At 73.2% G+C, this 14,966-nt stretch carries 10 protein-coding genes; 7 read left to right on the top strand and 3 right to left on the bottom strand.

Annotation, left to right across the window (positions count from 1 at the left end):
* Positions 1-31 precede the first annotated feature (31 nt).
* Both ACFXAZ_RS11085 and ACFXAZ_RS11080 read right to left on the bottom strand, forming a co-directional pair.
* Positions 32-1,276 (bottom strand): extracellular solute-binding protein, encoded by a 1,245-nt coding sequence (locus ACFXAZ_RS11085; RefSeq protein ID WP_384587721.1) that lies wholly within the window; start codon positions 1,274-1,276, stop codon positions 32-34.
* Positions 1,277-1,552: 276 nt separating this feature from the next.
* Entirely contained in the window at positions 1,553-2,605 is a 1,053-nt protein-coding gene (locus tag ACFXAZ_RS11080) for a LacI family DNA-binding transcriptional regulator (RefSeq protein ID WP_384587718.1), read from the bottom strand.
* 198 nt (positions 2,606-2,803) lie between these two features.
* On the opposite strand from ACFXAZ_RS11080, the gene ACFXAZ_RS11075 reads away from it, so the two are divergent.
* Positions 2,804-4,921, top strand: coding sequence for a glycogen debranching N-terminal domain-containing protein (locus ACFXAZ_RS11075; protein ID WP_384587715.1), 2,118 nt, complete (start codon positions 2,804-2,806; stop codon positions 4,919-4,921).
* Positions 4,922-5,177: 256 nt separating this feature from the next.
* On the opposite strand, the gene ACFXAZ_RS11070 is transcribed toward ACFXAZ_RS11075, so the two are convergent.
* Positions 5,178-6,224: a LacI family DNA-binding transcriptional regulator gene (locus ACFXAZ_RS11070; protein ID WP_384587712.1), complete on the bottom strand. Its 1,047-nt coding sequence runs from the start codon at positions 6,222-6,224 to the stop codon at positions 5,178-5,180.
* Between the two features lie 257 nt (positions 6,225-6,481).
* Between ACFXAZ_RS11070 and purB the strand changes: the two genes are divergently transcribed.
* The 6 genes from purB (at position 6,482) to ACFXAZ_RS11040 (ending at position 14,921) form a co-directional block, all read left to right on the top strand.
* The gene (gene purB / locus ACFXAZ_RS11065; protein WP_384587709.1) at positions 6,482-7,963 is read left to right on the top strand and encodes an adenylosuccinate lyase; all 1,482 of its coding nucleotides are present in this window, start codon (positions 6,482-6,484) and stop codon (positions 7,961-7,963) included.
* Positions 7,960-8,961, top strand: a complete 1,002-nt coding sequence (locus ACFXAZ_RS11060; protein ID WP_384587705.1) for an NAD(P)-dependent oxidoreductase — start codon at positions 7,960-7,962, stop codon at positions 8,959-8,961. Before purB ends, ACFXAZ_RS11060 begins: the two co-directional genes overlap by 4 nt.
* Complete coding sequence (locus ACFXAZ_RS11055) at positions 8,958-10,010, top strand: zinc-binding dehydrogenase (protein ID WP_384587702.1); 1,053 nt, start codon at positions 8,958-8,960, stop codon at positions 10,008-10,010. Before ACFXAZ_RS11060 ends, ACFXAZ_RS11055 begins: the two co-directional genes overlap by 4 nt.
* A 111-nt stretch (positions 10,011-10,121) precedes the next feature.
* Positions 10,122-11,519, top strand: a complete 1,398-nt coding sequence (locus ACFXAZ_RS11050) for an amidohydrolase family protein (RefSeq protein WP_384587699.1) — start codon at positions 10,122-10,124, stop codon at positions 11,517-11,519.
* Positions 11,520-12,063: 544 nt separating this feature from the next.
* Positions 12,064-13,425, top strand: a complete 1,362-nt coding sequence (locus ACFXAZ_RS11045) for a M24 family metallopeptidase (RefSeq protein WP_384587696.1) — start codon at positions 12,064-12,066, stop codon at positions 13,423-13,425.
* Positions 13,422-14,921, top strand: coding sequence for an aldehyde dehydrogenase (locus tag ACFXAZ_RS11040; protein WP_384587693.1), 1,500 nt, complete (start codon positions 13,422-13,424; stop codon positions 14,919-14,921). Before ACFXAZ_RS11045 ends, ACFXAZ_RS11040 begins: the two co-directional genes overlap by 4 nt.
* The last annotated feature ends 45 nt before the right edge of the window (positions 14,922-14,966 follow it).

Genomic DNA, 14,966 nt, shown 5'->3' with positions numbered 1-14,966 from the left:
GGCGGGAGGGCGTGCGGGGGAGCATGGCGGGTCATTCGCCCTTCGCGAGTTCCTGTTCGCCGTTGCGCTGGAGGTCGGCGAGGATCTTCTCCGGGTCGCCGGTGCCCAGCGCCGCGAGGTCGGTGTTGAACTGGGTGAGCACCTTGTCGAAGCCCGCGATCGTCACCGGGCCCTGGGCGTACGCGGTGGCGTCCGCCCACGCCTTCGCCGACGGGTCCTTCAGCGCGTACTCGGCGAGCGCGCTGGTGCGCGAGGGCATCACGCCGAACGCGTCCGCGTTCTTCAGCATCTGCTCGCTCGTCGTCAGATACTCCACCAGGTCCACGGCGGCCTCCCGGTGGGCGCTGTCCTGCGCCACGCCCCAGCACTGGCTGTAGGCGAGCGTGCCCTCGCCGGCCGGACCGGCGGGCAGCGGGACCATCTGGTAGTTCACGTCCGGGTAGTCGGCCTTCATGCCGCCCGTGAGCCAGTTGCCCTCGATGGTCATGGCGGCCTTGCCGGTGCCCAGGGCCTCGCCGCCCCAGTTGGTGTCGACCTCGCTCGCGTACTTCAGGGAGCCCGACTCCAGCAGCTCCTGTACGTAGGTCAGCGCCTCGGCGTTCTGCGCGGTGTCGGCGGTCATCTCGCTCTGGTCGGCGTTGGTGATCCAGCCGCCCGCCTGCTTCATGAAGACGCCGAGCCGCGCGTACTCGCCGCCCACCACCAGCCCCGTGACATCGCCCTCGGTCAGCTTGGCCGACACCGACTTCAGCTCGTCCCAGTCGGTCGGATAGTCGTCCGCGGTCAGCCCGGCCCGCTGCCACAGGTCGGTGTTGATGGCGAGGGCGAGAGTGGAGGTGTCCTTGGGCAGACAGACCAGCTCCCCGTCGTACGTGAACGAGGCGCGCAGCTGCTCCGAGAAGTCGTCCGCGTCCGCTATCTCCGCGCCGTACGGGTAGAGCGAGCCGCCCTGCGCGTAGTTGGCGAACTGGCTGGAGTCGACGTAGAAGGCGTCCGGCGGGTTGCTCCCGGCGAAGGACTGGGCGAGCTGCTGATTGATGTCCTTGGCGACATCCACCGTCACCGTGTTGCCGGTGTCCTTCGCCCAGGCCGCGGCGGCCTCCTTGACCGCGGCGGTCTCGGCGTCGCCGGACGAGGCGATGAGCACGGTGAGGTCCTGCTGGGCGCCGGTGTCCTGGGTCGTCTGCTCGTCGCTGCCGAAGCTCGACGAGCAGCCGGTGACGGCCAGCAGGGCCGCGCAGGTGGTGAAGGCCGCGACGGCCTTGCGGTTGATCATGGGGTCCTCCGGGGGATCGGGGTGGTAAGGGGGCGGCTCCTCCCGGGCGATCGAGGGAGTGGGGGTCGGTGGGCGCCCGGGGTGTGGGGGTGGAGGAGGGGAAAGGTTTCTGTGTCACCGGCGTCTGTGGCGACGGGCTTTCTGTGGTGACCGGTGGTCAGAGGTGGGAGGCGGTCACCCGGTGGCCGACGGTCACTGGCACGGTCGGCCGACGGTCACCGGCGGTCACCGGCGGTCACCGGCGGTCACCGCGGTCACCGGCGTCGGCGGCCCGCCTCACAAAGGCGCCGTCGCCGTCGTGCTGCTGTCCCGCACGATCAGGGACGGCTCCAGCAGCAGCCGTTCGGGCGCGGCGTCCGGCGTGGCGATCCGGGCCAGCAGCAGCCGTACGCACTCCCGGCCCACCTCCTCCAGCGGCTGGGCGACCGAGGTCAGCGTGGGGGAGAGGAGTTCGGCGGTGGGCGAGTCGTCGAAGCCGATCACGGCCACGTCCCGGCCGGGCAGCGTGCCGCGCTCGCGCAGTGTCTGGTAGCAGCCGAGCGCGAGCATGTCGCTGGCCGCGATCACGGCCGTCGCGCCCCCGTCGAGCAGGGGTTTCGCGGCGGCGCGGGCGGCGTCGATGTCGTTCACGCTCTGCCCGCGACGGCCCCGGACCGGCAGTCCGTGCCGCCGCATGGCCCGCTGCCAGCCCTCGGCACGGTCGTCACCGGCCCCGGACACCCCGCGCTCCCAGCCCAGGAAGGCGATCCTGCGATGGCCGTGCGCCACCAGGTGCTCCACGGCGGCGTCCGTGCCGCAGGCGCCGTCGACATCGACCCAGTCGCCGAGGGGGCGGCCCGACCACATCCGGCCGAAGCCGACGAACGGCACGCCCCGCTTGGTCAGCCACGCCTGCCGGGGGTCGGCGCGGTCGGTGCCGCTGAGCACGAAGCCGTCGACCTCGTGCTGGTCGAGCAGTTCCTCGTAGCCCTCCAGCGAAGGGCCGCCGTCGGGGGAGGCGAACAGCAGGATGCGGTACCCGGCGGCGTCGGCGGCCTGCGACAGGGCGTGCAGGAACCGGTCCAGGACGGGGGAACTGGAATGGGCGGGCTGGATGCCGTACCCGATCAGTCTGCTGGAGCGGGTGCGCAGGGTCTGTGCGGCCCGGCTGGGGCGGTAGCCCGTCTCCTCGATCACGCGGCGGACCCGCTCCAGGGTCTCGGGCCGCAGCAGGTCCGGCGAGTTGATCGCGTTCGACACGGTCTGCGGCGAGACCCCGGCCCGGGCGGCGACCGTGGCGAGGGTCACCGGGCCGCCCTTGGCCGGGGGGTTCTTGCTGGAGCGGGGCATACGGGTCTCCGGCGTCGTCGTCGGTACATCCTGGGCGGGCCCCGAGCAGGCCATGGGTGCGGCCTGGGCGGGACCTGGGCAGGGCCTGAGTGGGCCCTGATAAATCCTGAGGTTTTTAGCGTTCCAAATCCGTTGTCAGCGCTCTGACGAGTGACTTACTGTCTTTGGAACGTTCGAATGCTGAGAGGTTCTACTTCCTTGGACACCACTGTCAAGCCCCAGGACACCAACGGCTCGGTCACGACGGCCGCGTCCGCGGTCGCGGGACTACAGCCGTTCCTGCATGACGCGGTCGTCACGCTGCACTCGCCGAGCCTTGTCATCTCGCGTGCGGACGGGCAGCTCAGCGGGGGTGCGGACGGCTTCTACCACGGTGACCGCAGGGCCCTGGCCGAGCTGACCGTCGCCGCCGAGGGCATCGCGCTCGCCCCGGTGCGGGGCGGCCTGCGCGGCGCCGACCGGGCCGGATTCCGTTCGGTCCTGCGCGGACTGGGCGAGAGCACACCGGACCCCGCGGTCGCCCTGCACCGCCGGCGCCACACGGCGGCGGGCCGGCTGGAGGAGACCCTGGAGGTCACCAACGCGGGCATCCGGCACATCCGCGTCCGGCTCACGGTGACCGCCGGGACGGACCTGGCCACCATGGAACAGGTCAAGTCGGGCCGGGTCCTCGAACCGGCCCCGCCGCGGCCCGCCGACCCCCCGGCCGCCGCCCTGACCTGGACCGACGGCGACTTCACCGCCCGCCTGACCAGCGTCCCGGCGCCGGACGAACTGCGGCCCGCCGAGGGGCGATGGTCGTACGACATCGACCTCGCGCCCGGTACGGCCTGGAGCGCGACCCTGACCTGCACGGCGGCCTACGCGGACGGCGATCAGTTCCCCGCCCCGCCGGAAGGGCGACTGCCCTGGTCCGTGCCCGAGGTGACCAGCGCGGACCGTGGCCTGGTCCGCTGGCTGGAGCAGTCGCTGGCGGATCTGGACCGGCTGCGGCTGGCCGACGGCCGGTCGGCCGACCCGGACCGTCCGGACCAGTTCCTGGCGGCCGGTGCCCCCTGGTTCCTGACCCTGTTCGGCCGGGACTCCCTGTGGGCCGCCCGGATGCTGCTGCCGCTGGGCACCGGCATCGCGGGGGGCACCCTGCGGACGCTGGCCCGCCGCCAGGGCGCGGTGAGCGACCCGGCGACCGAGGAACAGCCCGGCAAGATCCTGCACGAGGTGCGGCGCGGCACGCTCGCCCACTCCCTGCCGCCCGTGTACTACGGCACGGTCGACGCCACCCCCCTGTGGCTCACCCTGCTGCACGACGCCTGGCGCTGGGGCCTGCCCACCCACGAGGTCGAACAGCTCCTCCCGCACGCCGAAGCCGCGCTCGCCTGGATGCGCGAGCAGGCGCGGGGCAGCGGCGACGGCTTCCTGAAGTACGTCGACCAGACCGGCAAGGGCCTGGCCAACCAGGGCTGGAAGGACTCCACCGACTCCATCCGGCACCGCGACGGACGGCTCGCGGCGGCGCCGATCGCGCTGTGCGAAGTACAGGCGTACGCGTACGAGGCCGCGCTCGGCGGCGCGGCGCTGCTGCGGGAGTTCGGGCGGGCCGGGGCCGACGAGTGGGAGGAGTGGGCGGCGGGGCTGGCCGACCGGTTCCGGGCCCGCTTCTGGGTGGAGGACGCGCGCGGCCCCTACCCGGCGGTCGCCCTGGACCGCGACGGCGATCCGGCGGACGCGGCGACCTCGGGCTTCGGGCATCTGCTCGGCACGGGACTGCTGAACGCCGAGGAGAGCGCGCTGCTGGCCGCCCGGCTGACCGGCCCCGACCTCGACGCGGGGCACGGGCTGCGCACGCTCAGCAGTGACTCGGTCGGCTTCAACCCCTTCGGCTACCACACCGGTTCCATCTGGCCGCACGACACCGCGATCGCCGTACAGGGCCTGGTCCGGGCCGGGTTCCCGGACGCGGCGGGGTCGCTGGCGCAGGGCCTGCTGACCGCCTCGGCGGGCTTCGAGGCGCGCTTGCCCGAACTCTTCGCGGGCCACGGCACGGGGGAGTCCGCTCACCCGGCCCCGTACCCGGCGTCCTGCCGTCCGCAGGCCTGGGCGGCGGCGGCCTCGGTCTCCGTACTCCGGTCGGCCCTGGGCCTGGAGGCCGACGCCCCCGGCGGCACCCTCACCGTGGCACCGGCCCTGGCCTCGGCATTCACGCCCCTGACGGTGACAGGGCTCCGGATCGGCGGCGGGCGACTGGACGTCACGGTGACGGGGGACGGGGGGGTGGAGGTGGTGGCGCCGGAGGGGGTGCGGGTGGTGACGCGGTAGCGGGGGAAGGGGGCAGGGGACAGTGGGGGTGGCGCGGGTGGGCGACCGGGGCCCGGATGCGGGTCTGCGGTCGCTCACCCGGTGGGCATCGGGGGGCCGGACCCACCCCTTCGCCGACGAGGTGCGCCGCTATCCGCAGGGCCTCGCCGAGCGGCACTGTGTCCTTGTCCGGGTACTCGCCGTCCTGCCCGCCGGCCGGCGACCGCCCCGCCGCGAACTGCCCAACGCGCTCAAGCCCGCCCGCCGGCCGCGAGGGTCATGGCGTGAGCACGCCCGAGGCCAGTGGCGCGGTGCGTGGCCGGGCCGTCGACTCCCGGGTGATCAGCCGGCCCTCGAAACGGACCGTCCGAGGCTCCGGCAGCGCGTCGCCGGTCGTCTCGGTGATCCGCTGGAGCAGCAGCCGGGCGGCCATGTCCCCCATGTCCTTCAGGGGGAGTTCGTACGTCGTCAGGGGCGGGCCCGCGACCTCGTACCAGAGCGGATTGAGGAACCCCGCCACCGACATGTCCCCGGGGACGCCGACGCCCAGGCGGTGCAGGGTCCGCAGGACGCCCAGGGCCATCCGGGAGCTGGACGCGTAGATCGCCGTCACGTCCGGGTGCTCGCGCAGGATCCGCAACGTCGCCTCCTCGCCCCAGGACGCGTCGTACGTGCCCGACAACCGGGGGCAGTCCCGCTTGCGCAGGCGCAGCCGGCGGCACGCCTCCTCGAAGCCCTCCGTCCGGGCCACCGTCGTGCTCAGCGCCGGGGGGCCCGCGATCATCGCGATCGAGCGGTGCCCCAGGCGGGCCAGATGCTCCACGATCTCCGCGCTGCCGCCCCGCTCGTCACCGGTCACCGAGTCGACGCTGTCCAGCTCGGAGCGGCGGGCGTACTCCACGATGGGCAGCGTCGGATTCAGCCGCCTGATCGACCGGGCGCCGTCCGGGCCGCACGGGGTGTGCGCGATGCCGTCCACCCGGCGCTCGACCAGCGACATCAGCAGGGCCGCGTCCGTCTCCGGGTCGCCGTTGCTACAGCACAGGAGCAGGCGGTAGCCCTGGGTGGCCAGCACGTCCTGGAGGATCGCCGCGCCCGAGGTGTAGAACTCGTTCTCCAGATCCGGGATCACCAGACCCACCGAGTGGGACTGCGACTGCCGTAGCGCGCGGGCCAGACCGTTGGACTGGTAGCCCAGCCGCTGCGCGGCCTCCATGACCTTGCGCCGGGTGGCCGGGCTGACCCGGGGGGCTCCGCTCAGTGCCCGCGAGACCGTACCCAGCCCCAGCCCGGTCTCTTTCGCGATGTCCTTCAGGTTCGGCACGTGGAAACGATATATCAGGCCCCAGGAGCGGTCCACGGCGTTCCACAGCATTCCAGGGCGGCTCACGGTGGTCCGTTGTGGTCCGCCAGGGGTGATGGGCCCGGACTGTGATGGAAAGCATTCCATCACTATTGACAATCCATCCACCCGCGAGCATCCTCAAATGGCCACATGACGTGGAAAGCTTTCCATTCGGGTGCTCGCTGACGCACCCATTCATACGTCTCCGTACCCGTCGCCCGACGAGAGGAATCGCCGTGCCGGACCAGCCCGACCCCGCCGCCGCGCCCGCGCATCTCATGGACTCCCGGATCCTCGGCGGGCTCTTCGCCTCCGATGCCATGCGGGCGGTCTTCAGCGACCGGGCGATGGTCCAGTCCTGGCTGGACGCGGAGGCCGCGCTGGCCGGGGCCCAGGCCGATCTCGGGGTGGTGCCCAGGGCGGCGGCCGAGCGGATCGCCGAGTGCGCGGTCGCCGAGCGGTTCGACCTGGAGGTGATCGGCGCGGAGATCGAGCGGACCGCCCACCCGCTCGTACCGCTCGTCCGGCGGCTGGCGGAGGCTGCCGGACCGGAGTGGGGCGCCTACGTCCACTACGGCGCCACCACCCAGGACATCACCGACACCGGGCTCGCCCTCCAGCTCCACCGTGCCGTCGATCTCGTCGAGGAGCGGCTGCGGGAGCTGATGCGGGTCCTGGCCGGGCTCGCCGAGCGCCACCGCGATCTGCCCATGGTCGGCCGCACCCACGCCCAGCACGCCCTGCCCATCACCCTCGGCTTCAAGTTCGCCGTCCTGCTCGCCGAGTGCGAACGGCACGCCGCCCGGCTCACCGACGCCCGGCCCCGCGCGCTCGTCGGACAGCTCGGCGGCGCGGTCGGCTCCATGGCGGCGTTCGGCGCGGCGGGACCGCGCCTGCACGAACGGATGATGGAACGCCTCGGCCTCGGCAGCGCCCCCATCGCCTGGCACACCGCCCGCGACGGGCTCACCGAACTCGTCTGCGTGGCCGCGATGACCGCCGCGACCTGCGGAAAGATCGCCAACGAGGTACGGGTGCTCCAGCGTACGGAGGTCGCCGAGCTGGAGGAGCCGTTCGCGACCGGCAAGGTCGGCAGCAGCACGATGCCGCACAAGCGCAACCCGATGTACTGCGAGTACATCATCTCCAGCGCGATCCTCTGCCGGCAGGCGCCCGCCCAGATGCTCGCCGCCATGCACCAGGAGCACGAGCGGGACATGAGCCTGTGGGGCGTGGAGTGGGCCGCCGTACCGGAGACCTTCTGCCTGACCGCCGGGCTGCTGGAGCGCACCGCCTGGATCCTGGACGGCCTGGTCGTCCACCCCGACGCCCTGCACACCAACCTCCACCGGCTCGGCGACCTCATGCTCTCCGAGGCCGCGATGATGCATCTCGCCCGGACCCTGGGCAAGACCGCCGCGCACGATGTGGTCTACGAGGCGTCGATGCACGCGTGGGAGACCGGACGGCCCCTGCGCGAGTCACTGGCCGAGAACACCGAGATCGCCGACGCGGGCGTGGACCTGGGACAGCTCGGCGACCTGCTCGTCCCGGAGACCTATCTCGGTTCGTGCGGCGAGCTGGTGGACCGGGTGGTCGAACAGGCGCACGCTTTCCTCGCGGATGCGGATGCGGATGCGGATGTGGACGCGAGCGCAGGCGCAGGTGGGGGCACAGGCGAAGGCGCCGATGCCGTCCCGGCGGGAGGTCGATCATGAGTCACGAGGGAGCCACCCCTGTAGGTCACGAGGGAGCCACCCCTGTAGGTCACGGGGGAGCCACCCCCGTAGGTCAGGCAGGCGCCACCCCCGTAGGGGTAGTCGGCCTCGGTGCCATGGGGGCCCGGATCGCCGCCCGGCTGCTGGCCGCCGGGCACCCCGTGTACGGCCACAACCGCACCCCCGAGCGGCTCACCCCCCTCCTCACGCAGGGCCTCACGGCGTGCGCGAGCCCGCGTGAGGTGGCCGAGCGGGCCCCGGTCGTGCTGTCCATGGTGTGGGGGTCCGACGCGCTGCGGGCGATCACCGGCGGCCCGGACGGACTGCTCGCCGGGCTCGGCCCCGGGCAGGTGTACGCCGATCTCAGCACCGTCGAGCCCGACGCCACCCGGGAGATCGCCGGGGCCGTCGCCGAGCGGGGCGCGGTCATGCTGGACTGCCCGGTCTCCGGGAGCCTGGACGCGGCGGCGGAGGGACGCCTGGTGTTCCTGGCCGGTGGCCCGGCGCGGGCGCTCGCGCGGATCCGGCCGGTGCTGGACGTGCTGGCCTCCGACGTCGTCCACGTCGGCGCGGAGCACGGACAGGGCGTGACCCTGAAGCTGGCGGTCAATCTCCAGGTGGCGATCCAGGCGGCGGCCTGGGGCGAGGCCCTGGTGGTCGCCGAGCGCGCGGGCATCACCCGGGAGCGGGCCACCGAGGCGATGCTGGCCAGCGTCATCGCCTCCCCGATGCTCCACTACCGGGCCCCCTTCCTGCTCCACGAGCCCGCCGAGGTCTGGGCCAGCGCCGCCCAACTGCGCAAGGACGTGGCGTACGCGGTGTCCGGCGGCACCGGCACCCCGGCCGGTGACCTGACCCTGAAGCTGCTCGACGCCATCTGCGCGGCGGGCGAGGGCGACCGGGAGGCGGCGCACCTCATGCGCTTCGTCGCCGACCGCCGTGCCGCCGCCGACGCCGACGCCGACACGGCGACCGACCCGACGGGAGAAGAAGAATGAAGGCCGCCGTCTATCACGGCCCCCGGGACGTCCGGGTGACACACGGATTCCCCGAGCCCGCCGAGCCCGGCCCCGGCGAGGTGACCGTACGGGTCCGCCGCTCGGGGCTGTGCGGCACCGACAGCCACGAGTACGCGCACGGGCCCGCCATGATCCCGCTGACCGTGCGGCACCCGGTCTCCGGGCACCTCGGGCCGATGATCCCCGGCCATGAGATCTACGGCGTGGTCGAGGAGTCGGGCGCGCCCGGATTCCCCGCCGGTACGCGGGTGGTGGCGGGAGCCGGACACTGGTGCGGCACCTGCCCACCGTGCCGGGACGGCCGTACGAACCTCTGCCACCGCTACTTCACCTACGGGCTGCACACCCACGGCGGACTCGCCGAGTACGTCACCGTCCCGGCGGCGATGTGCGCGGCCGTGCCCGACGGCTGCTCCGACGGCAACGCCGTGCTGGCCCAGCCCATGGCCATCGCCGTGCACGCCCTGAACCGCTCCGGCGTCGCCCCCGGCCAACCGGTCGTGATCTTCGGCGCGGGCGGGATCGGTTCGCTGCTCATCGCCGCCGCCGTGGTGCGAGGGGTGCCCGTCCATGTGCTGGATGTGGACCCGGCCCGGCTGGAGACCGCGCTCGCGCTGGGCGCCGGTACCGCCCGCGTCCCGGACGAGGCCGGGCTGGCCGCCGTACGGCGACTGGGCCGCACCGGAGCCCCGGTGACCGTCGAGGCGTCGGGGGCACCGGCCGCGCTGCGCGGGGCGCTGCGGATCACCGGGGCGGGCGGCCGGGTGGTGCTGCTCGGGCTGCCGGGCGGGGCGGCCGAGGTGGACGTCCGTACGGCGGTGATCTCGGAGATCGACCTGGTCGCCTCCAGCGCGCACGTGTGTGCCACGGATCTGCCGGAGGCGGTCGCGGCATTGGCGGCGCGGCCCGTCGACCAGCTGATCGTGGACCGGGTGGTGGATCTCGCGGACGTGGTGGCGGGCGGCCTGGAGCCACTGGCCGCCGGGGCGCTGCGCGGCAAGGCGGTGGTGTCGGTGGGCGGGGACTGATGCCCCCCACCGGGCAGGCGGGACGAGCGAGACGGACAAGGCGAGCAGGACAGGCAAAGACGAGCAAGACGAGCAAGACGAGCAAGGTCGGAGCACAAAGGAGTGTGGACAGTGAGCGGCGAGCGGATCCTGTTGAAGCAGGGCACGGTGATCACCATGGACGACGGGCTGGGCGACTTCGACACCGCCGACGTCCTGGTGCGCGGCGAGGTGATCGAGGCGATCGGCCCGGACCTCGGGGAGCCCGATGCCCGGGTGGTCGACGCGCGCGGCATGATCGTGCTGCCCGGGTTCGTGGACACCCACCGGCACACCTGGCAGGCGTCCCTGCGGGGCATCGCCGCCGACTGGACCCTCGGGCAGTACATGACCGGCCTGCATCTCGGCCTGAGCGCGCTGTTCGAGCCGGAGGACACCTACGCGGGCAATCTGCTGGGCGCGGTGGAGGCCCTGGACAGCGGGATCACGACACTGCTCGACTGGTCGCACAACGTCGACACCGCCGAGCACAGCGACGCTGCCGTGCGGGCGCTGTACGACGCCGGGCTGCGCGCGGTGTTCGCGCACGGCGGTGGCGCGGGGATGTACCAGGTGCCCAGCGACGTCCCGCACGACGCGGACGTACGCCGGGTCCGCGACCGTTACTTCTCCTCCGCGGATCAGCTGGTCACGATGGCGATGGCGGTACGGGGGCCGCAGTTCGCCAGTCTGGAGGTCACCGAGCACGATCTGCGGCTCGCCCGGGAGCTGGGGCTGCCGATCAGCATGCACGTCGGGGACGGCGAGTGGGGCCGCAGCAGACCCGTCACCCGGCTGAACAAGCTGGGTCTGCTGGGCCCGGACATCACCTACGTGCACTGCAACACGCTCGCCGACGACGAGTTGCGGGACATCGCCGACTCCGGCGGCACGGTGTCCATCGCCCCGGACATCGAGATGCAGATGGGCCACGGCTGGCCCGCGACCGGGCGGCTGACCCGGGTCGGCATCCGGCCCAGCCTGTCCATCGACACCTGTGTCTCCAACAGCGGCCACATGTTCGGCACCATGCAGATCTGTCTGGCCACGCAGCGCGCGATCGACAACGAGCAGCCCGGCGCGAGCGACCGTCCGGCGGTGTCGCTCAGCTCCCGCGATGTGCTGTCGTTCGCCACCGTCGAGGGCGCCCGCGCCTGCGGCCTGGACCACAAGGTGGGCACCCTGACACCGGGCAAGCAGGCCGACATCGTGCTGCTGCGCACCGACAACACCGCGCTGACCCCGCTGAACAACCCCATCGGCCAGGTCGTCTACGCCGCCCACCCGGGCCTGGTGGACACCGTGCTGGTGGCCGGCCGGGTGGTGAAGTCCGGCGGACGGCTGCACGGCGACATGGAGGCCCGCGCCCGGCGCCTGGCCGTGGCCAGCCGGGACGCCCTGTTCGCCCGCACCCGGCACACCCCCACCCTGTCCGACGCCCGCCCCGGCGGCACCTGGCAACCGGCCCCCCTCCGCACGTCGGAGGCGTGACGCCCGCGCCGGGCCCGGCTCCCGATCCGGGAAGGCTCCCCGATCCGGGAAGGCTCCCCGGGGCGGAGGGCTCCCGAGCCGGGAGGGCTCCTTGACCCTGGACGGCCCCACACTCCGCGACGGGCCCCCGACCCGGAGCGGCCCCCCGGCCTGGCCCGCCCCCAAAAGGGAAAGGCCCCCGGCCGGGCTACACCCTCCGGGAGAGAAAGCCCCCGGCACGGAAAGTCCTCTAGGCCGATCCCGCCCCGAGGTACGGAAATGCCCCCGGCCAAGCCCGCCCCTCCCGGCCAAGCCCGCCCCTCCCAGCCAAGCCCGCCCCTCCCGGCCAAGCTCACCCCCCGACCGAGCCTCGCCCCCCGACCAAGCCCCAGCCCTCCCGACCAAGCCCCCGGCAGGGAAACCCGCACGAATGGGACCGGGCCGGACCCCGCCCCCGAACCCCCACGCCACCCGAACCCCCACGCCACCCGAAAGGCCCCGCCACCGGAAAGGCCCCGCCCCCGAGACCCCGCCCCAGCCCCCCAACAACCCGAAAGGAACCCCCATGGGAATCCCCACCTACGGCACCACCAACGTCGACTGGGAGGCCCGGATCGACATCGACCGGCTGCGTCGGGAGCGGCTCGCCCGGTTGCGTGCGCAGCTGGAGGCGTCCAGCTTCGGCGCGCTGCTGGCGTTCGACTTCGCCAACATCCGCTACATGACCGCCACCCACATCGGCACCTGGGGCACGGACAAGCTGGTGCGGTTCGCGCTCCTGGTGCGCGGCGCCGAGCCGGTGATCTGGGACTTCGGCTCCGCCGCCCGGCACCACCAGCTGTACAACCCCTGGCTCGGCGACGAGGAGACCGACCCGGTGACCGGCGTGCGCACCCCCGTGCCCGGCACCTCACGCTCGTACGCCGGGATCTCCACCCTGCGCGGCGCCATCCACCCCGACGCCGGACGGGCCGAGAGCGTGGCCGAGCGGGTGCTGGAGGAGCTGCGCAAGCACGGGCTGGAGAAGGAGCCGGTCGGCGTCGACTTCGTGGAACTGCCCGTGCACCGGGCGCTGACCGCCGCCGGTCTGGACATCGCCGACGGCCAGCAGGTGTTCCTGGAGGCCCGCCGGGTCAAGACCCGCGACGAGATCTCCCTGCTCACCCACGCCTGCGCCCTGGCGGACATGGCGTACGAGGAGCTGTACGCGTTCCTGCGCCCCGGCGTGAAGGAGAACGAGACCGTCGGCCTGGTCAGCAAGGTGCTGTACGACGGCGGCTCGGAGTTCGTCGAGGGCATCAACGCGATCTCCGGCGAGCGCTGCAACCCGCATCCGCATCTGTACTCGGACCGGATGCTGCGCCCCGGCGACCCCGCGTTCTTCGACATCGTGCACAGCTACATGGGCTACCGCACCTGCTACTACCGCACTTTCGCGGTCGGCAGCGCCTCCCCCGCCATGAACGACGCGTACAAGATCGCGCGGGAGATCATGGACGAGTCGCTGGCCGCCGTGAGACCCGGCGCCACCACCGCCGACATCGTCTCGCTGTGGCCGCGCGCGGAGAGCTTCGGCTTCGCCGACGAGGAGGCCGCCTTCGCCCTCCAGTACGGCCACGGGGTCGGCCTGTCGGTCTGGGAGAAGCCGATCTTCTCCCGGCTGACCTCGCTGGACCACCCCGAGGAGCTGAAGGAGGGCATGGTCTTCGCGCTGGAGACCTACTGGCCCGCCAAGGACGGCTGGTCGGCCGCCCGGATCGAGGAGGAACTGGTGGTCACCGCCGACGGCTGCGAGGTCATCACCCGCTTCCCGGCGGAGGAACTGCTGGTCGCGGGCCAGCGCTACTTCGCCGCGTCCGGCCCGCTGCCCGCCGTGCGCGACTCCCAGTCGCACCGCAACAACCCCAAGCTGAAGGACCCTTCATGAGCGGTAAGGACACCGGTGAGACCGCCGCCCTGACCCACTGCCGGATGTGGATCGGCGGCGAGTGGCGGGAGGCCGTCTCCGGGGACCGTTTCGAGACGGCCGATCCCTATACGGGCCTGGCCTGGGCCAGCGTCCCGGATGCCGGGGCGGCCGATGTGGACGCGGCGGTCCGGGCCGCCGAGCGCGCCCAGTACGGGGAGTGGGGGCGCACCTCGGGCTTCGAGCGGGCCCGGCTGATGCACCGCCTCGCCGATCTGCTGGAGCGCGACGCCGGGGCGCTGGCGGAGATCGAGACCCGCGACAACGGCAAGCTGCTGCGCGAGATGCGTGGTCAGACGGAGTACCTCCCGGCCTGGCTGCGCTACTTCGCGGGCGTCGCCGACAAGCTCCAGGGCGAGGTCATCCCCTCCGACCGGCCGAACTTCATGGTCTACACCCGGCACGAGCCGGTCGGCGTGGTCGGCGCGATCGTGCCCTGGAACTCCCCGCTGATGCTGCTGATGTGGAAGCTGGCCCCGCTGCTCGCGGCCGGCTGCACGCTGGTGGTCAAGCCGAGCGAGCACACCCCCGTCTCCGCGCTGGAGTTCGCCCGGCTGGTCGACGAGGCCGGTTTCCCGCCGGGCGTCTTCAACGTCGTCACCGGACAGCGGGCCGAGCTGGGCCGGGCCCTGGTGGAACACCCCGGTGTGCGGCACGTGGCGTTCACCGGGTCGCCCGCCGTCGGGGTCAAGGTCGCCCAGAGCGCCGCCGCCCACTTCGCCCGCACCACCCTCGAACTCGGCGGCAAGTCCGCCCAGCTGGTGTTCCCCGACGCCGACCTCGACGCGGCGGCCAGCGGGGTCATCGCCGGGATCTTCGCCGCCACCGGGCAGACCTGTGTGGCCGGTTCCCGGCTGGTGGTCCACCGGGAGGTGCACGACGCCCTGCTGGAGCGGGTCGTGGACCGCACCCGCCGGATCGTCCTGGGCGACCCCACCGCCCCCGGCACCGAGATGGGCCCGCTGGCCAACCCCGCCCAGTTCCGGACCGTCACCGGCTTCGTCGAACGGGCGGTGGCGGAGGGGGCCCGCGTCCTCACCGGCGGGCGCCCCGCCCCGGACCTCGGCGGCCTCTTCTACGAGCCGACCGTCCTCACCGAGGTCACCCCCGGCATGGAGGTGGCCCGGCAGGAGATCTTCGGTCCGGTGCTGTCCGTGCTGGCCTTCGACACCGAGGACGAGGCGGTGGCCCTCGCCAACGCCACCGACTTCGGTCTCGGCGCCGGGGTGTGGACCAACGACGTCCGCCGCGCCCACCGCGTCGCCCACGCCGTCCGCGCCGGGAACGTCTGGGTCAACTCCTACCGGGTGGTCGCCCCGAACGTCCCCTTCGGCGGGACCGGCGCGAGCGGCTGGGGCCGGGAGAGCGGCCTGGACGCGGTGCGCGAGTACACGGAGACCAAGGCGGTGTGGATCGAGCTGACGGGGGAGAAGCGGGATCCGTTCCGGCTGGGGTGAGCCGGTCCCGGGGTCGGCGGCGGGGCCGCGGCACAGCACGGCGTG

It is taken from the genome of Streptomyces sp. NPDC059477, assembly GCF_042749375.1.
GTDB lineage: Bacteria > Actinomycetota > Actinomycetes > Streptomycetales > Streptomycetaceae > Streptomyces.
The sequence above is the reverse complement of the archived record's forward strand: the minus strand, read 5'-3'. Positions and strand labels throughout refer to the sequence as shown.